The organism is Paenibacillus pectinilyticus (assembly GCF_001700435.1).
Taxonomy (GTDB): domain Bacteria; phylum Bacillota; class Bacilli; order Paenibacillales; family NBRC-103111; genus Paenibacillus_E; species Paenibacillus_E pectinilyticus.
The window spans coordinates 436,700-456,996 of sequence record NZ_LYPC01000020.1; the positions used below are offsets into that span (position 1 = coordinate 436,700).

Consider the following 20,297-nt stretch of genomic DNA (forward strand, 5'->3'; position numbering starts at 1 on the left):
ATTATGCGTAGAAATTAGGTAAATGAGGTATAATTAGACTATAAGAAAAACCCGTAGAGGCAGGGAAATACCTGCTTCTTTTTGTCTAGCGAAAATGAATTTGGCTTTTATGTTGCTTCATACCCCCAAAAACAAGTAAAATAGAAGTGAAGCATTATTTGTTCGATATAGGCTTTTACCCACAAGCAAATACAGGGTGTACAGGAAAAGGGGACATTTAAAGGTGAACGTTCATTTAAATTTTACTAACAAGGGCAAAGTGGTCATCGAAAATTTCAATAATGAGGAGCTCATTGAAATTTTTAGTCGTTATATTAACACGTTAACGAAGAAATACGCAGTTGATATTACGGTACCTGCTGAAGCGAATCAGAATATCGTTCAAGACGGTTCATTTAAAGTTGTTCTTTCGAATGTACAATGTGATGTTGAGACTTTTTTCAAGGAACTGGGTAGAGATATTAAAGTACCTTTGAAGAAAAGAGCGGACGGCAAGTTGGAGAATGTTTTCAAAATTCAAGTGATCGAGTAAGTTACGGGGGCATGTATGCTTAGTTTAGACGAGAAGTTAGCCATTGCGACATCTTTTCCTGAGCTGCAGCGCAAGGATGTTTCATTGGGACGAATCAATTTTCATTATGTAGAGAGTGATTATGAGAAGACTACTGTTCTCTATCACCTTCATCCGAATGGAAATGGGTTTGTGTATGCCGAATACATCCCAGGCTGCACGGTTGATGCGAAGGGATTAATTAATATCCGGGACTATAGTGAAGACGAGCTTCGAGAAATCATCGCGAAGTCGATCCAGTCTTTAACTCGTAGCGGTAGTCCTAAAGTTGTAAAGACAGAGGAAGTCCAAGCAGTCCCAGATGAAGAAATTTGGGTCGATGAGGATGGCAATCGATTGAGTGTTACTTTCGTGGAAGATTTGTGGTATATCTATGCCGGAGAAAATCTCGATTGTGCCTTTGAGACCTACGAAGAAGTGCAGGAATATTTAGAAGAAGAAGGTTTCGATAAGCAATGAATCCTGATTGAGCAGCCCTCCTTTGAGGGCTTTTCATGTTCAACACAGGGGAAAACGTTTAAGTACTACGAATGTCAAAGGGGAAATGGATCGACATGAAATTCAGACCTTGTATTGATTTACATAATGGTAAAGTGAAGCAAATTGTTGGGGAAACACTAGGTGGCGAGGGCCAGTCAGTCGTTGAAAATTTTGTTTCGGCATATGACTCCACATATTATGCGGACATGTTCCGTAGGGATCGATTAACGGGTGGTCATGTCATCATGTTGGGCGACGGAAATAAAGAAGAAGCGATTAAAGCGTTGAACGCGTATCCAGGCGGCCTTCAAATCGGCGGTGGTATCAACGCAGAGAACGCAAGTTATTATTTGGAGCAAGGGGCTTCGCATGTGATCGTGACTTCGTATATTTTCCGCGATGGCCAGCTGAATAGGGAGAATCTAGCGCTTATCGTAGCTGCTATCGGCAAAGAGAAGCTAGTCATTGATCTTAGCTGCAAAGAGAAGGATGGCAAATGGTATGTGGCTACGAATCAATGGAAACAGTTAAGCGATGTGGAGCTTAATCAAGAGAGTATACGTTTCTTCGAACAATATTGCGATGAGTTTCTCATACATGCTGTAGATGTGGAAGGGAAGCAGAGCGGGATTCAGCAAAGCTTAGTGAGCTCTTTGGCTGAGTGGGTTACGATTCCTACGACCTATGCAGGCGGTGCAAGATCATTTGAAGATTTGGCATTGTTCCGAGAATTATCCCAAGGTAAATTAGATATTACGGTTGGGAGTGCGCTTGATATTTTCGGAGGAAAGCTCTCGTATGATGAGGTTGTTAAGCAGCTTGAGAAGGCGGTATAAGCGAACGTTACTTGGTAGCTAAAAGGATGTGTTGTATGGCACTCTGGCAAAAGCTCTATTATACAGGCATCGGATTGATTCTCCTGTTAATCGTCATTGGTGAGTTGGTTTGGGTGCCTGATCCGTTACGTTGGGGAACCCGGTTCTATTGGATTGATCTCTTGGATCTTCTCATTTATCTGCTTGCGCTCGTCCCATTCTTATGGATGGTCGCTGCGCTCGTTCACCTCGCTGCTACACCAACGCGTGGGATGAAGATATTTCGCGGCATCATTAGCTTCGTGTGTCTAGTTAGCATCATTATTGTACTTACCATTCCTAAGAAACTTGAGTACTCCGCGACTGCCTTGATTCTGAGCTTGCTTCTCATTGCGACTGATCTCGTGATTCATGAACGGAAACAGCGTAAGCTCCCACGTCAGAACCTGATTGTATTCGGAGTGACACTTGTTCTCTTAGCGTTAATGCTTTGGCCAACCAACTATCTAGTGACATATCCAGGTATTACGCTTAATATGAATCGCTATGCTCAAGCCGAAGGCGGAGCGCGTCATGGAGATATATCAGGGGTATTGATTTTCGAACGCCCCGCGTTCCCGATCGATTGGGTATATGCGAAGCTTTTTAAAGACTACTCGTTTGAAATTGAAAATTTGGGCATGTCCCTAGGTGAATACAACCAAGAAGTGCGTACGGAAAAAGAAGATGCGAATGCCGCGGGCAGTGCGATTGCCTTCCAGAAAGTAGGTCTAGGCAAGGGCATTAATTCAAAAGGGGTACGGATTACCGCTGTTCTACAACATACACAAGCGTCCGAAGTGTTACAGCCTAGCGATGTCATTACTGCACTCAACGATCAGCCGATCATGATGATTCAAGATCTCAGTGAACGGATGAAGGCTGTGAAGCCAGGCGAAACGATCCGTTTGTCGATAACCAGAAAGACTGCGAAGGTTGATGTAAAAGTCACAACTCGAGCGAGTGATGATGACCCCACTAGAGCGTCGATTGGTATCATGATCGCCAATGAACTTACCTATGATATCCCTGACCTCGTGACGTATCACTCGTATTTGCTGCATGAAGGCGGTCCATCCCATGGGGCGATGCTGGCATTAACGCTCATTGACCAGTTGACACCTTGCGGTGTGACGTATGGTCATCATGTGGCTGGCACAGGCACGATCGAGCCGGATGGCTCTGTCGGCCCCGTAGGCGGACTCGTTCAGAAGGCTTATACGATAAGCCGCACGAATGCGGATGTGTTCTTTGTACCGGTAGAGAATGAAGCCGACGCACGGAAAGGGGCACCGAACTTGAAGATCGTGCCCGTACGAACGTTGGATGATATTCTCACTTGGCTAAAAGCCAATCCGCAGACTGGCGCACCAGCGTGTTCCTCTTAATTGGCAATGGCGAATAGGCTAGTCTCGAGCAGCTTCATACAGTTTGCGGGCTACAAGCTTCGGTTCGTAAAATGCGGTCGTCATATGATCGCCATGTAGTTGCAAGAATCGGAAAAGTCCCAATCTACTGGACATATGAGGATGCCAGCCATAGTTCGGATCGCCGAATGGAATAACGTTATCCTCCATGATGTGCACAAAGCTTTTGGGAATCGAGAGGCTATAAAATTTCTTCAGGTCTAACTTCTCGAATAAAGGTCCAGCAGGCTCAGGAAATGCTTTTTTATAGATGGCTTGTGCTTGCTGCAAGCTAGCTAAATTAGTGAAAGCCTCCCTGAAGAAGTCAAAAGGCAAAGTAATGGTATTGTTTTTGGAGCTCGCGGTCAGCTGCTTGAATTGTTCCACAACGGATGGAGGAAGCTCATCAGCGAGGGCTTCACCGTCTTTCAGGACGAAGGCATTGTAGAAAACAAGTCGCTTGATTCTGTTAGGGACTAATTCTGCTACCTTTTGGATCACAGACCCTCCGAAGCTATGACCGATAAGGATCACATTATGCAAGTTATTAGAACTTATGAAATCTGCAACGGATTTCGATATCATCGCATGGGTCACATTTTTATTGGGGTCAGCGCCATGTCCTGGAAATTCAGGGACGTAGACGGTATGGCCCTTTTTGCTTAGCTCGGCAGCGACGCCTGCCCAGAAACTGGCATCCGCCCATGAGCCATGTATAAGGACAAACGTAAGCGGTTGTTCTTTTTCACGGAAGTCTTGTTCTTGCTGCTGTTGTTGCAGTTGCTGTGACCAAGGATTGGGTGCAAACGGCCAGGTTGAAGGAATGAAGGGCGGGTAATTCGGTGTCGGTACTGGCCAAGTTGAGGTTGGGGTCGGTTGATAATCATCGGAATAAGTCATCGTGGTCTTCCTCTCGCGTAAGTATTGCTATACTATATGCCCAGATCCAAGATGTGCGATAAAATGTTGAAACGGAAGGGACGAAGGTTCACACATGGGTCAAACAGAACAAAAGAAATACCGTTTCAGTGAAGCTCCGATTTGGGAGCTGCAGCGCGATTATTATGAAGGGCAGGGAATTACAGCATGGCAGAGCGGTGAGGTTCCCCAATACATAACGAGCAATCGCGTAATGGCCATCTCCTACGCGGAAATGCTATTTGGCTTTCTGCAGGATCGAGCGAGAATGGGACATGTGACAGAGAAAGTCATGTTTCTAGAATTGGGAGCGGGCTCGGGACAATTTGCATTCTATGTGCTTCAGGAGTTAACGAAGCTTACGGAGATGGCAAGTATTCCATTGCCGCCATTCCGGTATGTCATGAGTGATTTGGCAGAGAAAAACATCGCCTTTTGGCAGCGGCACGCCAGCTTAGCTCCATATGTGGAGCAAGGTTTATTAGATTTTGCTAAGTTTGATGCTGTTCATGATAAAGACATTCACTTGATGCAAGCAGGCGAGCGTATAGGTCCTGGTGACCTGCATCAGCCACTAGCTATTCTGGCGAATTACTTTTTTGATAGCATTCCGCAAGAATTAATCTATATTGAGGATCAACAGGTGTATGATTGTCAGATATCCTTGGAATTTCCAGAAGGGGCGGCTGGGTTAAGTGCTTCTCAAAACCTTAAAGAGGTAGTGGCGAACTATCATTATAGGAGAGAAACCGCTTATGATGACGCTGCGTATCCGTATCGCGAGCTCTTAGATGTGTATCGACAACACTTATCAGACTCACATATTCTTTTGCCTGAAGCAGGGTTGCGTTGTTTGGATCGGTTGAAGGCGCTCTCGGAAAATGGGTTCCTATTAATAACGGCGGACAAAGGCGATCATCGATTGGAGAGCTGGGAGTATAATGAACCTCCGAAGCTAATTCATCATGGGAGCTTTTCGTTAACGGCCAATTACCATGCTATTAGTTATGTGACGGAAGCGCAAGGGGCTATGCCACTTTTCACGAAACATCCTTATACGTATCTGAATATCGGTTGTATTCTCCATCTTCCCCAACCGAATAGCTATGGTTTGACACGGCTGGCGTATGAGCGATTCGTGGATCGCTATGGTCCGGATGATTTCTTTAGTCTAAAAGAAGTGTTTGATACGCAAGTAGAAACGAAATCGCTGCCGCAGCTCTTGGCCTTGTGGCGACTGAGCGGCTATGATACGCAATTTCTGCTTCCTTGTACGAAACGGCTCTATGCCGTCATTCCCGAAGCGGGTGAACATGAATGGATCGCATTGCAGCAAGGAATTGAGCGAATGTGGGCACACTATTATCCAATGGATGGCAATACGGATGTCGCGTTAGCCTGTGCGATTTTGTTATATCAAATGGATATGTATGCGGAGGCTATATCCTACTTTGAACGTACACAGCCGAAGCATGCAAACGATGTAACCGTACTCTACGAAATGGCAGTGTGCTACTACGAATTAGCGAAGGATGAGCTTGCAAAGCAGTTCGCTGATCGCGTTATTGCGTTATCACCTCAGCATGAGGAAGCGAAGGCATTAAGTGAGCTGCTAGTATCGCTGCTTTGATTATTTTGCCAAAACCTGCAACTATTTCATAACTCCTGACGTTAGGAAAGTAACCAAAGCAAGTGATGCAATCTGCATTCACTTCACGAGAGGAGCTTCCATTCATGAAAAAATTAGCCGCTTTAAGTTTATCCATTTTGTTGTGCAGCAGTTTAACTTTTGGTTCTGCCTATGCCTTCTCCGATTTAGATGAGGGACAGGCTACTGCGATTAACGCTTTGAAAGATCGCGGTATTGTGAGTGGATTCGATTCAGAACATTTTGTGCCAAAAGGTAAAATCAGCTACGCGCAAAGTGTCCAAATGATCGTCAAGGGCTTGAACCTCAACATGGATAACCTGCGATTTATCAAGCAGCCCTTAGCTTCTGACAGTTATTCAAACATTGCGAATGATGCTTGGTATGCGGATGCGTTCGTCATTGCACATTATAGCAATCTGGGTATCCCGAAAGATGTGAATCCGAATGCAACGATTACCCGTGAACAATTCGGCGATCTACTTGTCAAAGCGCTCGAATCAAAGGGTCAATTTCCACTGGTGAAAATGTTCATCCAGATTAAGGACGAAGATCAGCTCAGTGTTGACTATCAAGGTACGATTCAAAGATTGCTGCTCTACAAAATCACGTCTCTGGATGGGGAAGGCAAGTTCAACCCGAAGAGCGAACTTACACGAGGAGAAGCTGCGAATTGGCTGTATAATGCCATTCAAGTGCTAGAGGCTCATATGCAGAAACCACAAGTAGAAGAAGTAACGGTATCCGTTGAAAAAGTAAACGAGGATGTCAACAAAGTCACGCTTTCCAGAGGAGTTAAACCTAATGGCGGTTATGGCATTGCGATTGTTGGTATTCAATTTGAGTCTGATGGCCAAGCCATCGTGAGCTACAAATTACAAGATCCACAGCCTGATATGATGTATACACAAGTCATGACGGAAGTGAAGGCCGTTACGTATGTCTCTTCGGCTTATACCGTGAAAGCTGAATTGACTAAATAACGTTGAAAAATGCTGCGCATCCGCGAGGGATGGCAGCATTTTTTTGTGCTTTTGCCACCCTCAATTAGAACCGTACAGGCTCTGATTCTCTTACATACCATGTAGTATCCTATCAAACAGGTGGTGAGAGATCATGAAAACGAACTATTATACGTTAGTATTAGGCTTACTCGGAGCAGTTAAATTAATTTTAAATGCTTATGGTGTAGATCTAATTACAGACGACACGGTGAATGCAATCGCGAATGGCGTTGCGGCGTTGCTTTCGGTTGCTGGGGTGTATACGAACCATAAACAAGCAGAGTAAATCTTGCAGAATGAGCGTTGTTACTAGGAAGAGCCTCCCAATCAGGGAGGCTCTTCTCTGTCTTTAATGGGACGATAGTAACCCCTAATAGAACATTTGGGGCCTTTTATATATAGTCCATTTAAAGACTTGTCTCTTAGGTGCGTGTTCATTATGATAATAGGTGAGTAAAGTAAGTATACGATTCGTGTTCCAGCTCATTCACTCATTCACGCTTGGAGGCAGCCACATTCATGAACAATTCATTATTACGCATAGGTATTATTGGCACGGATTCTTCGCATGCGCCTACATTCACACAACTGTTACATGATAAAGAACATCCCTATCACGTTGCTGGTGGCAAGGTCACGGTTGCTTACCCAGGAGGTTCACCGGATTTTGACATGAGTTACACTCGGATAGCAGGGTTCACTGAGCAGCTTCGGGATTATTATGGGGTGAAGATTGTAGAGTCAGCTGAAGAAGTTGCAGCTCATTGCGATGCCATATTACTGACCTCTGTCGATGGACGTTTGCACCTAGAACAGTTTCGCCGGATTGCAGCGTATCGCAAGCCGATTTTTATAGATAAGCCGATGACCGTCTCCTCGGAGAGTGCGCGTGATGTGATTTCATTAGCGCGATGGCACAACATTCCACTCATGAGCTGTTCATCACTACGATATGCAGAAGAATTAACACTTGCGCTGCAGGAAACCGAGATGGGCAGCGTCATCGGAATGGATTGCTATGGACCTATGGCACTGCAGCCTACTCAGCCAGGACTTTTCTGGTATGGTGTGCACACGGCTGAAATGTTGTTTAAATCATTAGGCAAAGATTGCCTTAAAGTAACAGCAACGACAACAGATGATCACGATGTCATTACAGGTGTGTGGGCGAATGGTACGATCGGCACAATCCGTGGCAACCGCAAAGGGAATACGCAATTCGGAGCATTGCTCCATCGGGAATCCGACACCCAGTTCATCGATGTTTATAAGCATCCTAAGCCTTATTATGCAAGCCTTCTTGAAAAGATTATGACGATGTTCTCAACCGGAATACCTGATATTGATGAGAATGAAACCTTACAAATTATTCGATTCATGGAAGCGGCCAATGAAAGTCGTGAGACAGGGCAAACGGTTTATTTACCACATTAGAAAGTATAACTTTTCGGTTCCCGAAAACGTCTTGATAATTGGCGATAAAAACTACCTATAAAACGCGGTCGCACATCCTCGAAGGACTTCGATAGAAGTTTTTCTCATAATAACTTGATGGATCAAAAGGGGGAAGCAGCATGAGTAAGTCAAATTTACGAGTTGCCGTTCTAGGCGCGGGTGCCATTGCTGGACAACATTTTGATGCCATTCGCGATACGCAGGGATTCGTTGCATGTGCGGTAGCTGATATTCACTTGGAAAAAGCGGAGGNATAACTTGATGGATCAAAAGGGGGAAGCAGCATGAGTAAGTCAAATTTACGAGTTGCCGTTCTAGGCGCGGGTGCCATTGCTGGACAACATTTTGATGCCATTCGCGATACGCAGGGATTCGTTGCATGTGCGGTAGCTGATATTCACTTGGAAAAAGCGGAGGCGATTGCCGAAGCCTATGGGATTCGGGCTTACACAGATTATCAAGAGCTTATCCGACAAGAAAAGCCAGATGTTGTGGTCATTGCCTTACCGCATTTCTTACATAAAGAAACCGCCATATTCGCTGCTGAGCATGGGTGTCATTTGATGTTAGAGAAGCCAATGGCCCTGTCTGTTGCCGAGTGTGATGACATTATCGAAGCGGCTAATGTAGCTAATATTCGCATCTTAATTGGTCATACACAGCATTATATGGCAGAAAATATACAGGCGAAGATGATCATTGAAAGCGGTGAAATAGGACAGATCGTCATGATTCAGGATGTAAGGCATGTAAATTATTTCCAAGAATCTCGGCCGCAGTGGTTCCTAGAAAAGGAGAAATCGGGAGGCGGTATTCTGGCCAATCTAGGTACGCATTCGATTGATAAAATCCAGTGGCTGATGGATAGTGCAGTCCGTAAAGTAAGTGCCAACGTTAGTCATCATGGAAAAAGAGGGAATGTGGAAGGAAGCGGTATGATTTATCTGGAACTAGATTCCGGAATTCCTGCGACGATTGTTCAATCGGGTTATCCAGGCGCGACTCGCAATGAGACCGAGATCATCGGAACTGCGGGTATGCTGAAACTCGTGACCGGCGATAGTTTGTGGATCAGTCGCGGTGGTGTGTTTGAGAAGCTAGAAGTGAAGCCGATAGCAACACCTTTCGAATTACAATATCAAGATTTGCTCGTCGCGATTGAGAACCAGCGTGAATCAAGTTGTCCGCCAGCCTATGCGCGAAGCGTTATTGAAGCGCTGGAGGTCGTGTACAGATCGGCAGAAATGGGCGTGGAACAATATCTATAGCATGAGAACCTAGCTGCTTGGATGCCAGCTAGGTTTTTTTGCGTGCGCTGCGTGGAGATATAGACGATTGAAGTCCACTTTTTCTGTCAAAACTAGGTAGTAAAACCTGTTGAGAGTGGATCGTGTTGAACATGAAAGATATTTCTTTTAAGGCTTTAGCTATTACGAATGAAATTGACCTGAACAAAATCGCCGTCCATACCGGCATTCCCAAAAAATACACATGGGAACAGCCGTTAATCTTAAGAGGTGAACTGCTTTCTTCCATTCTTCATAAAGAGATCGATGAATTACAACAAGTACTCGTGTTTTCATTTGGCAGTATTGTCTTTGTTAATCTGGCTCATAGCAATGAGATGACGATTTTCTTGCGATTTCTCCAGACGTTTGAGCCTCATATTGAGCTGCAGTATTCAGATCGATACATGGAAAATTACAGTCTTCACATTGAAGATGTGGCGAGCATGGAGTTGACAGACAAGTACGTAGTCGTTGCGGAATTTGCATTTTTTTACCCGGAGCTCATTTCCACCGTATTAGCCAAATCAGTTGCCCTTGAGAAAATAGAGGAGCAGCTTGGGCAAATTCATGATAGCCTCGAAATCATGATTGACCGACTTGAAAAAGGAAAGCTCCGTGTGGGGAACAAAGAGTTGGCTAGAACGACCGCCAAAATCGTACGGCATGAGTATAACACACTTGCGTATATCATGATCTTAGACAAACCGGATATAACGTGGACCAACAGTACGGCTAGTCATTTTTATGATGGGATGATTGAATTTTTCGAGTTAAACGATCGATTTACTATACTTAAAAGCAAAACAGACATTTTGTATCATATTTTAGAAGGATTTTCAAATATAAGTCATTCGATACGCGGACTCTTCGTGGAATGGATTGTTGTAATTCTGATTGTGATTGAGGTCGCGTTAACGATTTTACAAATTGTTGGATGGCTTCCCACACATTAGACATAGTTAAATTGATGCGATAATGGACATGTACACAAACACTGCGGAAACCGTGGTGTTTATTTTTTTGCGAAAAAAATAAATATCAGATTCGTACAGAAAACTACAATCGTGAGTTCAGAAGATAGCATCTCTACTGCTCGTTCCTGTCTCCATGCGCATTTAGCTTCCGTGGCAGGGATATTTTGTCAAGCATGGAATACATAGAAGATGGTTATATGTCATTGACATGAGTGATGAAGTAGGCTTGTGAAAGGAGACTTGCCATGATTGAATGTCCTTGGTGCCATGAGCACGTCCAATTGATCAACGATGTTTGTCCTGCCTGTAAGCAAGAGGTGTTTCAACATCATTTGAATCAACATGAGGATGCGACAGAAGCAGTAGATGAGTTGGAACTTGCTTATGATGATGAAATCGAATTAAGCTTAGAAGAACGGATGGCTAACCAATTCACATGTACGAAGTGCAAGCATAAAGCGTGCAGAGTCAAGGAAGTGGCGATGACGGGAACTGGATTAAGTAAGATCTTGGACATTCAGCATCATCATTTCTTGTTTGTATCGTGCTTACATTGTGGGTATGTTGAAATATTCGATCCAGATGTATTAACTAGCAAAAAAGCAGGACAATTAGGTACAATAATAGATATTTTATTTGGGAGTTGAGACAGGATGACCGTCATTGGACTAATACGACATGGAGTAACAGATTGGAATACGGAGCGACGGATACAAGGGCATACGGATATTCCTTTAAACGCAGATGGTCGTCAGCAGGCCGAATTACTTTCTAAACGGATGCAGAACGAAGAATGGGATTACATCTATGCAAGTGATCTGGGGCGAGCACGCGAAACAGCAGCGTATATTGGGCATGTGAAGGGAATTGAGGTGAAAACGGATCCGCGGTTGAGAGAAATGTTTTGTGGGTTGATCGAAGGAACGACGTTAGAAGAACGAGTTGCCAAATGGGGAGAAGACTGGTCCGAGCAGGACCTAGGCATGGAAACACATCCAGACATCGCGGCGCGTGGGGTTAAGTTTATACAAGACGTAGTAGCGTGGCATCCCAATCAGAACATATTAATCGTGAGCCATGGTGGACTCCTTAGTCACACATTAATGCAATTGATTCCGCACGAAGATATCGAGGATCACTTGCATAACACGTCCGTAACTAAAATCGTTCATCAACAGAATCAGTGGGCGTGCTTACTATATAACTGCACTGCACATCTACGAACGGAGCCTAACACATAGATGTTTAGAAACGCTTTGTTTCATCATAAAAATGTGAACATCATGATTTTTGCCATCGGTATTGTGTATGCGCTGATCATGTTGAACTTGCTTTTTCTACGAGGTCGATATGTGTCGCTAAGCGATCATTATATGTATAATCTCGTACCTTTTCGTACGATTCAAAGTTATATTGTGCTTCGAGAACATTATAATTTTCATACTTGGTTTACTAATTTATTCGGAAATATCGTGTTATTTATTCCTATTGGTCTGTTATTACCGGTGTTGAATCGAACGTTTCTGCGACCCATTCTACTCATAATAACGACATTAGGCATCATTTTCATCATCGAATTTCTTCAAATGGTTACCAAGGTGGGCAGTTTCGATGTGGATGACATAATCCTGAATACCTGCGGTGCTTGTGTTGGATTGTTCCTAACAAAGCTAACACTCCGCACGTTCCAACGTGACCATAAGCAAGGAGGTTCCTAACAACGATGTTTATTTATAAAAATGAATCCATTACCATTCGCCAACTTGAGGCTAGCGATAAAAGTCTCCTCGTTAATTGGTTGAATGACCCTTTGGTATTGACCTATTATGAAGGCCGCGATCGTCCTCATGATGAGGAATTGGTGGAAGAACATTTCTATCAGGTAGATGGCGCCATGCGATGTATCGTTGCATATAAGGATGTTCCCATTGGCTATATCCAATTCTATGAATTGGAAGAGGAAGAACGCTTCGAATATGGCTATGCGGGCAATGGAGAGAAGATTTTTGGTACGGATCAATTCATTGGAGTTCCGAGCTATTGGAATCAGGGGATTGGCAAGCAGATTGTGACAACTATGCTCGCGTATTTCATGCATGTTGCCAGAGCTGATCGTGTAGTTATGGATCCTCAACAGTGGAATGTACGTGCAATCAGGTGCTATGAGCGCTGCGGGTTTGTAAAGGTGAAAGAATTACCTCAGCATGAGATGCATGAGGGGGAGTTGCGGGATTGTTGGTTGATGTCCTACTCGCGAGATATTGAAGCTGCTTTGATAACTGTAAATGAGCAAGGCATTGGATGACTTTTCAAAGATCCGGATGGGAATATGATCATGGTATGTATGTGTTAAACCCCCGCGGTTACACTACAAAGGGGAAAGGAGCTTCAACCCGTGGAACTGGAAACGGTCTATATTACATATAAACAGCTGTTATTTTCGGTCGCTTATCGCATGCTAGGTTCTGTATCTGATGCAGAAGATATGCTGCAAGACATGTTCATCACACTGCAAAATACCGATACATCGCATGTTACGAATCTGAAATCGTATTTGGTTAAAATGGTAACGAATCGCTGTTTGAATTATTTGAATTCCGCTAGTAAGCAAAGAGAGACCTACATAGGACCTTGGCTCCCAGAGCCTAAAGTAACGACACCTCGCGAAGATCCCATGGGAAATCTCGTTCAAGAAGAGACGATTTCCTACGCTTTCCTAGTGCTACTTCAAGAATTATCAGCAGTGGAGCGAGCTGTCTTCGTACTGAGAGAAGTACTTGGCTATGACTATGATGAGGTTGCCGATATGGTTCAGAAGACAGAAGCGAATTGTCGGAAGATTTATAGTCGCGCTAAGGTGAAAATCAATCAGGCACCGGATGACGATGGACGCATCCTAGGTGAAACAGAGCCACTCGTTCAGAAGTTTTTACACGCCGTGGACACAGGGAACTTCCAAGATTTCGTCTCTCTCCTGATGGAAGATGCGGTTATGGTTTCCGATGGTGGCGGGAAAGTGCGTGCCGCGGTGCAACCAATCTATGGGAAACTACGGATTGCAGCATTTTTCGATGGCATTCGAGCCAAAGGTTCGTTGCAAGGTCAATGGCAAACCATTTCCATCAATGGCCAAACGGGACTTGTGCTCACGCATGAACAACAGATTTATATGGCGATCTTATTTGATCTGGGTGCAGGTCAGGATCAGTCGAGCCGCATGTATGTCATTCGGAACCCAGATAAATTACAACATATTTCCTCTGTGCTGTCATGTCACAAAACGACGACCTCATTTGTCTTATAAGCGTAAACAAAAATAAGAGGTATGTGGAGGAGATTAGATATGGAAGTTAGAATCAATCACGGCGCGGTTTACCCAGAAGCGTATCAAACGATGTTGAAGTTGGAAGGATTCATCAAATCAAGCGGCCTAGACCCGATCTTGTATGAGTTTATTAAAATTAGATCATCACAAATTAATGGCTGCGCGTTCTGCCTAGATATGCATACACGTGATCTTCGCAAGATGGGGGAGACAGAGCAACGTGTCTTCTTGATCAGTGCTTGGCGCGAAGCGCCATTTTATACGGCCAAAGAACGTGCTGTTCTAGAACTAACCGAAGCCGTGACGACAATTTCGACACATGGCGTGCCACAAGATCTGTATGATCGTGTAAGAGAACATTTCGATGAGCGTGAATTTGTAACGCTAATCATGGCGATCAACACGATTAATGCATGGAATCGCATCGCGATTTCTACGGGAATGTTCCCTGCAGCGGAGTAAGACAAGATCGGTAATTATGAATATTTTAGGAGAAATGCCATGCGCGGGAAAATTCCTGTTCATGGCATTTTGCTACTTGAAATAGGGGAGAAGATCATTTAAACTTTAATTGTGCCCGAGCACGGAAATTGAACGTCATGTACGCAACATAATAAGCTAAGAATGAAATAGCCATAATGGCTTTATTTTTTAGAAATTTCCGTGCTCGGGCACGGATGGTATTAAACAACACTTTGCAGGATAAAAAGGAGGTAAAATCATGGCCATCGTGGTTCAGAAAAGAGACTACAGCCTTCATGGACTGGAAAGTAAGCGGGCGCAAGAGCGCGGCTTAGCTGGCGCGGAATGGTATGCAAGCCCCATCCCTCGCGCGAAAATGAAAGAATTAATGAAACGGAAAGATGGTCCGGCAATTCGTGATACGCTGATTTGGTTTGTGGCCTTATTCGTGTCCGGCTATCTGGCATTTCTCTCATGGGGAACGTGGTGGGCGGTACCTGCTTTCTTCATTTACGGCGTTATGTATGCGTCTCCAGGCGATTCAAGATGGCATGAGTGTGGGCACGGAACAGCTTTCAAAACCCCATGGATGAACGATGTCGTTTATCAGATTGCATCCTTCTTCGTTCTACGTTCTGCAACGCCATGGCGTTGGAGCCATGCCAGGCATCATACAGACACTATTATTGTCGGGCGGGATCCTGAGATTCTGACGGAACGACCGCCAATTTGGAAAATCATCCTGATGCAAATTTTTCATTTGTACGGCGGACCGATCGAGATTAAGCGTTTTGCTTTGCACACGGTTGGTAAATTGGAAACACATGAGAAGGCCTATATTCCAGCATCCGAGTATCCGAAGGTTTTTCGCGAAGCACGCATCTATATGCTGATTATTTTGGCCGTCCTAGCGGCATGTGTCTACATGGGAAGCTTGCTTCCAGCAATGTTCATTTTCTTGCCGTCTTTTTACGGCAATTTGTTAGTTTTACTTTTTGGCATGACACAGCATTTGGGACTATATGAGGACGTGTTGGATCATAGGCTGAACTCGCGCACGATTCGCATGAATCCCATTTTCCGCTTCTTGTACTGGAATATGAACTACCACATGGAACATCATATGTTCCCGATGGTTCCATATCATGCGCTTCCAAAGCTGCACGAAGCGATGAAGGATGATTGTCCAACACCTCGCACAAGCTTATGGGCTGCGCTCAAAGAAGTTGTCATTGCGTTGCGGTTGCAGAAAGTTGATCCATCTTATGTCGTCGTGAAACCACTCCCTGCTACAGCCAGGCCTTATTACTATGGCAGCGACAGGGAAGAACCTGAGTTAAGGAGCCAACTAGTATGAGAGAATGGATTGAGGTTTGTGCGGTTGATGAATTAGAAAATGAGGATGTCATCCGATTTGACAACAGGGAAGCGACTTTTGCCATTTATCGTAATGCGGAGGGGCAATTCTATGCTACGGATGGCTATTGTACGCACGAGAAGATCCATCTCTCGAAGGGATTAGTTATGGGAAATATCATCGAATGCCCGAAACATAACGGTCGGTTCGATATCACGACAGGTGCGGCCAAACGTGTACCGGTATGCGTAAATCTCATCACATACCCAACGAAAGTGGAAGCAGGTAAAGTGTATATGCAGTTAGGATAGGTTGATATCCATAGAGAAAGTGCTGCCGCGGACTTGATTACGGAGCTATTTTCCATCATACTATTAGCGTGCCCGCGCACAATTTTTCGATAGGAGAATCCTATGAGTGTAACGATTAGAGAAATTGCGATGCAAGCCGGCGTGTCTAGAGGAACGGTTGACCGGGTGTTGAATGGACGAACGGGCGTCAAACCAGAAATTCGTGAACGTGTGCTTGCGATAGCTGACGAATTGCACTATGTGCCCAATGTGGCTGCCAAAGCGCTTGCTTATCATCGAAAACCGATCCGAATTGGCATTGTGATGCCACCTAAAGAGATTACGTTCTTTGATGAGATTCGTAAAGGCATTCATGCCGCCGAAGATGAGTTAAAGGGCTTGGGTATCTGCTTAGAATATGCTTATATCAATAATCAGCAGGCAGATGAAGGAGCGACAGCGATCCGAACGCTGATTGCGAATGGGGCAAGTGGCATCCTATTCTCTGCCATTGACGATGAAGCCAATCGTGTAAGTATCAACGAGGCAATTGAACAGGGAATTCCCGTGGTTACGTTTAATTCAGACATTGAGGGTTCGAAGCGCAGCTGCTTTGTAGGGCAGGATCTTGGTAAAAGTGGCGAGATTGCTGCGGGACTCATGTCCCGTGTTCTAAGAGGCAAGGCAAAGGTACTTGTCGTAGTCGCAAATATGAAATTCCATGCGCATCGCATGCGTGTGCAGCATTTTAAAAACAGCTTAGCCATCATAGGGGATATTGAAGTTGTGGAGGTTATCGAAGGCTTTGATCGGTATGAGGATACTTTCATCAAGCTGAATGAAGCGCTGCAGAAACACCCGGATTTGGATGGTATTTATATGGCGACGGGGCATGCAGGGGCTTGCATGGATGCGGTTCGAAGAGCAGGTAAAGATGGTCAGCTTCGCATCGTATGCAATGATTTGATGCCCGAGGTCGAGCAGGGGCTGCGAGAGGGAAAGATTGATTTTACTATAATGCAAAATCCGATCCAACAAGGTTATCGTTCCTTACGCATCCTTTATGATCTCATTTTTACGGGGAAGAAGCCTGAGAGTGAATATCAATACACAGAGACTAGTATTCTCATTGCGGAGAGTCTTTAGGGATATTGATATGTCGAGTCGAGGCTTGCAATTAGCAAGCTAAAAGTGCTTATTTCTTATGATTTGTGTGCAATCTGGAGGATAAGACCACATGAAGTGGCTATTTGTAATTCAAAGCTGCTCAAGCGGCGTATTCATGGAAAATAAGCAAGTTTGAGTTGCTAAAGTGGTTCAACCAAGGCGTAGTCTGATCATTAAGCACACTCAGTTGTCTTACTCATGCTATGCACCCTATAGATGAGAAAAAGGAGCTCTTTCGCACAGCGAAAGGCTCCTTTTTCGATATATCCACCGTAGCGATGATAGTCTGGAGGGGAATGCCTCGTGTGATAGGAGGCTGCTAATCTTTTACCGTCTTATAAAGGCGGTTTTTTGCCTTCATTTTCGATCAAATGATCACGATCCCCATCATCCATGATATTCCGTGTAGAGTTACGGAACTCTCGCAGCGTGTCGCCGAAAGCGCGCCCAAGCTGTGGCAGCTTGGAAGGGCCGAAAACGATTAAAGCGATCGCCAGAATTAAGATTAATCCTGAAACTCCAATATTGTTGAACATCCAAATCAGCCTCTATTCTTTTAATTTAATTTCATTTCGAACGATGCAGTAGCGTCACGTTAACTTCGCGACGCGCTGCATTGCCCGCCATTGCCAACCAGCAACCAAGACACTAATCTCGAATAAGAGAATTAGCGGTACAGTCACGGAGAGATGGGAAATCATATCCGGTGGTGAGATGCAGGAGCCTGTAATGGTCAATGCGATGTAGGCGTATTTTCGGGAGTTTTTCAGAATCTGCGGGGTTAAAATCCCGATCTTCGTCAAAAATAGCAGAACCACTGGCAGCTCGAATGCAATTGCCATCGGAATGACAATTTGAAATAGAAAACCGAAATACTTATCAATCCCGTACGTTTCAACGGCTCCGATCGTATGGTTCATTCGCATCATAAAGCGCACCATCATCGGAAAGACGACCCAGTAACTGAACGAGACTCCGATAATAAATAGCGCAAATGCAACCGGTATGTACGGAAGCGCATTGCGGGATTCTGTTGCTGTAAGACCTGGCCGAACGAAGGCCCATGCCTGATAGAGAATGACAGGCACTGTGAACAAGCCTGCGAACAGAAAGGCACATTTCATATAAATCATCAGCCCATCCGTAAATGAAAACACATTCCACTTAATTTCGCCGATCAATGGCTGCGATTTCAAGTACAAGAGGATATCTGACGAGAGGTACAAGCCGACACTCAACGTAACGACAAACCAGGCAAAGACGATGAGCAATCGCTTGCGAACCTCTGTCAAATGTAAGATCCAATCTTCCTGCTCCATGCCATGCCTCCTTTGATGAAATGTGCTGACTGCTTGCTAAACGACCATACCGCCGGATTTCAAATATTTCGAAATGCCTTCTGCCGCACGGAAAGCCAATGCACCAACAGTTCCCGTTGGATTGTAACCACTATTATGAGCAAAAGCCGAAGCACCAACGACGAACACATTTTCAGCATCCCACATTTGCAGGTAGGAATTGACCGCGGATGTGGAGGGATCGCCTCCCATAATGACGCCGCCTGTGTTATGCGTGGATTGATAGGGCACGATATTGTAAGGGCCGAGCTGGTCGGATGATCCAATCGAAGTTGGGTTCATTTCCTTCATAATCTCTGCCGCTTTACCTGCAACGAATTTGATCATCTGACGATCTTGTTCTTCGAAATCGAAGGTGATCCGGGGCAACGGCAGCCCATAGACGTCTTTATATGTTGGGTCTAGATCAACGTAGTGATGCTGCCATGGCAATGAGCTGCCTTGTGGAGAAACCGATAAAACGCTGTTCGCGTATTTAATCGATTTATCTTTGAAATCTTTGCCCCACGCTGGTGTTCCTTTGGGAACGGAATTCGTTGCAATTGGCCGCTGGCCGGTCTGAGAGATCCGAATACCTGCCCCATGGATGAAATTTAGGTTCGTATGGTCGAAATTATCCCCATTGAAATCCGGGATTTCCATCCCAAGCGAGCCTGCTCCCGCGTAAAGATTGAATGCTTTTTCATCGAAAAAGCCAGATGCATTGCCGCCATTTGTTTGATAGCAATAATTTTTACCGATAACACCTTTACCCGTGGCCGGATCGTAAGGTTTGCCCAGTTTGGATGTAAGCAGAAGCTTAATGTTGTTAAATACAAAGCTGGCCATGATCACCACATCGGCTGGCTGTTCGAACTGCTCACCTGTGACCGTATTGACATAGACGACACCGCTTGCTTTCTTGCCGTCATTCAGAATCTGAATCACGTTCGAGTAGGAGCGAAGCTCCAGGTTGCCTGTTTTCTGAGCGACAGGAAGCGCCGTCACGATGACATCGGCTTTAGCCCCATACTCACATCCGAAACGCTCACAATAGCCACAGTACTGGCACGCTGCACGTGTAATGCCATCTGGGTTCGTGTATTGTTCCGACAGGTTGGCAGAAGGCATCATGTACGGGTGATATCCGAGTTTTTTGGTGGCATCTTCGAACAATTTCAAGACAGGTGTCTTCGTCATTGGTTTCGTTGGGAACGGTGCAGATCGTTTGCCGACCATGGGATTCTGCTCCGCTTCACCAGAAATGCCTGCTAATTTCTCGAATTTATCAAAATAAGGCTCCAGCGTATCGTAGGTAATGCCCCAATCCTGAATGGTCATGCCCGTTGGGATTTTCTGTTTACCATACCGTTCAACGGTTTTACTATAAATTTCGAAATCGTAGGGAAGAAAGCGCAAGGTTTGTCCATTCCAGTGCACGCTGGCACCGCCAAGTCCTTCACCGAGGAGGAATGATCCATATTCGCGCATAGGCACAGCCGCTACTTTTTCTGTATTGCGAAAAGTAACGGTTTCCTTGGATAAATCCTGCATGAGGTCATAACGCGACGCATAGCGCAGCTCATCATGAACCATATAATAATCCGCCGTACCACGCGGTTTCCCGCGCTCCAAACCTACAACTTTGACGCCTTGTTTCGTCAATTCCGCAGCAATAATTCCCCCGACCCATCCCATTCCTACAATGACAACGGGGACTTTCGGCATTTTAGTAGCCATAAACGTTTTCCTTTCCGTAA

At 44.9% G+C, this 20,297-nt stretch carries 23 protein-coding genes; 19 read left to right on the forward strand and 4 right to left on the reverse strand.

Annotated features, from left to right (window positions below; translation table 11 throughout):
• Positions 1-223 precede the first annotated feature (223 nt).
• The 4 genes from A8709_RS15905 (at position 224) to A8709_RS15920 (ending at position 3,293) form a co-directional block, all read left to right on the forward strand.
• The gene (locus A8709_RS15905; protein WP_028555908.1) at positions 224-532 is read left to right on the forward strand and encodes a hypothetical protein; all 309 of its coding nucleotides are present in this window, start codon (positions 224-226) and stop codon (positions 530-532) included.
• A gap of 15 nt (positions 533-547) precedes the next feature.
• Complete coding sequence (locus A8709_RS15910) at positions 548-1,030, forward strand: hypothetical protein (RefSeq protein WP_065853327.1); 483 nt, start codon at positions 548-550, stop codon at positions 1,028-1,030.
• A 95-nt stretch (positions 1,031-1,125) separates the two neighbouring features.
• Positions 1,126-1,887 carry a phosphoribosylformimino-5-aminoimidazole carboxamide ribotide isomerase gene (hisA, locus tag A8709_RS15915; RefSeq protein WP_065853328.1) on the forward strand — a complete coding sequence of 254 codons (762 nt, stop codon included), beginning with the start codon at positions 1,126-1,128 and terminating at the stop codon, positions 1,885-1,887.
• A 35-nt stretch (positions 1,888-1,922) separates the two neighbouring features.
• Positions 1,923-3,293 (forward strand): PDZ domain-containing protein, encoded by a 1,371-nt coding sequence (locus A8709_RS15920; RefSeq protein WP_065853329.1) that lies wholly within the window; start codon positions 1,923-1,925, stop codon positions 3,291-3,293.
• Between the two features lie 18 nt (positions 3,294-3,311).
• Here A8709_RS15920 and A8709_RS15925 read toward each other — a convergent pair whose 3' ends face one another.
• On the reverse strand, positions 3,312-4,211 hold the full coding sequence (locus A8709_RS15925) for an alpha/beta fold hydrolase (protein WP_084224978.1): 900 nt from the start codon (positions 4,209-4,211) through the stop codon (positions 3,312-3,314).
• Between the two features lie 94 nt (positions 4,212-4,305).
• Between A8709_RS15925 and A8709_RS15930 the strand changes: the two genes are divergently transcribed.
• The 15 genes from A8709_RS15930 to A8709_RS15995 all read left to right on the forward strand — a co-directional run bounded on the left by A8709_RS15930 (position 4,306) and on the right by A8709_RS15995 (position 17,179).
• On the forward strand, positions 4,306-5,859 hold the full coding sequence (locus tag A8709_RS15930; protein WP_065853330.1) for a tetratricopeptide repeat protein: 1,554 nt from the start codon (positions 4,306-4,308) through the stop codon (positions 5,857-5,859).
• A 104-nt stretch (positions 5,860-5,963) separates the two neighbouring features.
• The gene (locus A8709_RS15935; protein ID WP_084224979.1) at positions 5,964-6,860 is read left to right on the forward strand and encodes an S-layer homology domain-containing protein; all 897 of its coding nucleotides are present in this window, start codon (positions 5,964-5,966) and stop codon (positions 6,858-6,860) included.
• A 133-nt stretch (positions 6,861-6,993) separates the two neighbouring features.
• Positions 6,994-7,167, forward strand: coding sequence for a hypothetical protein (locus A8709_RS34585; protein ID WP_167357090.1), 174 nt, complete (start codon positions 6,994-6,996; stop codon positions 7,165-7,167).
• A gap of 233 nt (positions 7,168-7,400) precedes the next feature.
• Complete coding sequence (locus tag A8709_RS15940; protein ID WP_065853332.1) at positions 7,401-8,315, forward strand: Gfo/Idh/MocA family protein; 915 nt, start codon at positions 7,401-7,403, stop codon at positions 8,313-8,315.
• A 305-nt stretch (positions 8,316-8,620) separates the two neighbouring features.
• The gene (locus A8709_RS15945) at positions 8,621-9,604 is read left to right on the forward strand and encodes a Gfo/Idh/MocA family protein (RefSeq protein WP_065853333.1); all 984 of its coding nucleotides are present in this window, start codon (positions 8,621-8,623) and stop codon (positions 9,602-9,604) included.
• 131 nt (positions 9,605-9,735) lie between these two features.
• Positions 9,736-10,578, forward strand: coding sequence for an RMD1 family protein (locus tag A8709_RS15950; protein ID WP_065853389.1), 843 nt, complete (start codon positions 9,736-9,738; stop codon positions 10,576-10,578).
• 266 nt (positions 10,579-10,844) lie between these two features.
• On the forward strand, positions 10,845-11,246 hold the full coding sequence (locus tag A8709_RS35695) for a zinc ribbon domain-containing protein (RefSeq protein ID WP_084224980.1): 402 nt from the start codon (positions 10,845-10,847) through the stop codon (positions 11,244-11,246).
• 6 nt (positions 11,247-11,252) lie between these two features.
• A complete protein-coding gene (locus A8709_RS15960; protein WP_065853334.1) occupies positions 11,253-11,840 on the forward strand; it encodes a histidine phosphatase family protein in 588 nt (195 codons plus the stop codon).
• Positions 11,841-11,855: 15 nt separating this feature from the next.
• Positions 11,856-12,317, forward strand: a complete 462-nt coding sequence (locus tag A8709_RS15965) for a VanZ family protein (RefSeq protein WP_244163211.1) — start codon at positions 11,856-11,858, stop codon at positions 12,315-12,317.
• A gap of 5 nt (positions 12,318-12,322) precedes the next feature.
• Positions 12,323-12,904: a GNAT family N-acetyltransferase gene (locus A8709_RS15970; protein WP_065853336.1), complete on the forward strand. Its 582-nt coding sequence runs from the start codon at positions 12,323-12,325 to the stop codon at positions 12,902-12,904.
• 90 nt (positions 12,905-12,994) lie between these two features.
• Entirely contained in the window at positions 12,995-13,903 is a 909-nt protein-coding gene (locus A8709_RS15975) for an RNA polymerase sigma-70 factor (protein WP_084224981.1), read from the forward strand.
• Between the two features lie 39 nt (positions 13,904-13,942).
• Complete coding sequence (locus A8709_RS15980) at positions 13,943-14,386, forward strand: carboxymuconolactone decarboxylase family protein (protein ID WP_065853337.1); 444 nt, start codon at positions 13,943-13,945, stop codon at positions 14,384-14,386.
• 259 nt (positions 14,387-14,645) lie between these two features.
• Positions 14,646-15,743 carry a fatty acid desaturase family protein gene (locus A8709_RS15985; RefSeq protein ID WP_065853338.1) on the forward strand — a complete coding sequence of 366 codons (1,098 nt, stop codon included), beginning with the start codon at positions 14,646-14,648 and terminating at the stop codon, positions 15,741-15,743.
• Positions 15,740-16,054, forward strand: a complete 315-nt coding sequence (locus tag A8709_RS15990; RefSeq protein WP_065853339.1) for a MocE family 2Fe-2S type ferredoxin — start codon at positions 15,740-15,742, stop codon at positions 16,052-16,054. The genes A8709_RS15985 and A8709_RS15990 overlap by 4 nt, the downstream gene beginning before the upstream one ends.
• A gap of 102 nt (positions 16,055-16,156) precedes the next feature.
• The gene (locus A8709_RS15995; protein WP_065853340.1) at positions 16,157-17,179 is read left to right on the forward strand and encodes a LacI family DNA-binding transcriptional regulator; all 1,023 of its coding nucleotides are present in this window, start codon (positions 16,157-16,159) and stop codon (positions 17,177-17,179) included.
• Between the two features lie 356 nt (positions 17,180-17,535).
• On the opposite strand, the gene tatA is transcribed toward A8709_RS15995, so the two are convergent.
• From tatA to A8709_RS16010, 3 genes are read right to left on the reverse strand one after another with little or no spacing between them, the layout of a single operon-like run.
• The gene (gene tatA, locus A8709_RS16000) at positions 17,536-17,736 is read right to left on the reverse strand and encodes a twin-arginine translocase TatA/TatE family subunit (protein ID WP_065853341.1); all 201 of its coding nucleotides are present in this window, start codon (positions 17,734-17,736) and stop codon (positions 17,536-17,538) included.
• 54 nt (positions 17,737-17,790) lie between these two features.
• Positions 17,791-18,519, reverse strand: a complete 729-nt coding sequence (tatC, locus tag A8709_RS16005; protein ID WP_065853342.1) for a twin-arginine translocase subunit TatC — start codon at positions 18,517-18,519, stop codon at positions 17,791-17,793.
• Between the two features lie 36 nt (positions 18,520-18,555).
• Positions 18,556-20,277 (reverse strand): GMC family oxidoreductase, encoded by a 1,722-nt coding sequence (locus tag A8709_RS16010; protein ID WP_065853343.1) that lies wholly within the window; start codon positions 20,275-20,277, stop codon positions 18,556-18,558.
• Positions 20,278-20,297: the final 20 nt, after the last annotated feature.

Excerpts from the sequence above, each read along its gene's own strand:
- A8709_RS15910 (WP_065853327.1), top strand. The coding sequence starts at position 548 with ATGCTTAGTTTAGACGAGAAGTTAGCCATTGCGACATCTTTTCCTGAG.
- hisA (WP_065853328.1), top strand. The coding sequence starts at position 1,126 with ATGAAATTCAGACCTTGTATTGATTTACATAATGGTAAAGTGAAGCAA.
- A8709_RS15920 (WP_065853329.1), top strand. The coding sequence starts at position 1,923 with ATGGCACTCTGGCAAAAGCTCTATTATACAGGCATCGGATTGATTCTC.
- A8709_RS15925 (WP_084224978.1), bottom strand. The coding sequence starts at position 4,211 with ATGACTTATTCCGATGATTATCAACCGACCCCAACCTCAACTTGGCCA.
- A8709_RS15930 (WP_065853330.1), top strand. The coding sequence starts at position 4,306 with ATGGGTCAAACAGAACAAAAGAAATACCGTTTCAGTGAAGCTCCGATT.
- A8709_RS15935 (WP_084224979.1), top strand. The coding sequence starts at position 5,964 with ATGAAAAAATTAGCCGCTTTAAGTTTATCCATTTTGTTGTGCAGCAGT.
- A8709_RS34585 (WP_167357090.1), top strand. The coding sequence starts at position 6,994 with ATGAAAACGAACTATTATACGTTAGTATTAGGCTTACTCGGAGCAGTT.
- A8709_RS15940 (WP_065853332.1), top strand. The coding sequence starts at position 7,401 with ATGAACAATTCATTATTACGCATAGGTATTATTGGCACGGATTCTTCG.
- A8709_RS15945 (WP_065853333.1), top strand. The coding sequence starts at position 8,621 with ATGAGTAAGTCAAATTTACGAGTTGCCGTTCTAGGCGCGGGTGCCATT.
- A8709_RS15950 (WP_065853389.1), top strand. The coding sequence starts at position 9,736 with ATGAAAGATATTTCTTTTAAGGCTTTAGCTATTACGAATGAAATTGAC.
- A8709_RS35695 (WP_084224980.1), top strand. The coding sequence starts at position 10,845 with ATGATTGAATGTCCTTGGTGCCATGAGCACGTCCAATTGATCAACGAT.
- A8709_RS15960 (WP_065853334.1), top strand. The coding sequence starts at position 11,253 with ATGACCGTCATTGGACTAATACGACATGGAGTAACAGATTGGAATACG.
- A8709_RS15970 (WP_065853336.1), top strand. The coding sequence starts at position 12,323 with ATGTTTATTTATAAAAATGAATCCATTACCATTCGCCAACTTGAGGCT.
- A8709_RS15980 (WP_065853337.1), top strand. The coding sequence starts at position 13,943 with ATGGAAGTTAGAATCAATCACGGCGCGGTTTACCCAGAAGCGTATCAA.
- A8709_RS15985 (WP_065853338.1), top strand. The coding sequence starts at position 14,646 with ATGGCCATCGTGGTTCAGAAAAGAGACTACAGCCTTCATGGACTGGAA.
- A8709_RS15990 (WP_065853339.1), top strand. The coding sequence starts at position 15,740 with ATGAGAGAATGGATTGAGGTTTGTGCGGTTGATGAATTAGAAAATGAG.
- A8709_RS15995 (WP_065853340.1), top strand. The coding sequence starts at position 16,157 with ATGAGTGTAACGATTAGAGAAATTGCGATGCAAGCCGGCGTGTCTAGA.
- tatA (WP_065853341.1), bottom strand. The coding sequence starts at position 17,736 with ATGTTCAACAATATTGGAGTTTCAGGATTAATCTTAATTCTGGCGATC.
- tatC (WP_065853342.1), bottom strand. The coding sequence starts at position 18,519 with ATGGAGCAGGAAGATTGGATCTTACATTTGACAGAGGTTCGCAAGCGA.
- A8709_RS16010 (WP_065853343.1), bottom strand. The coding sequence starts at position 20,277 with ATGGCTACTAAAATGCCGAAAGTCCCCGTTGTCATTGTAGGAATGGGA.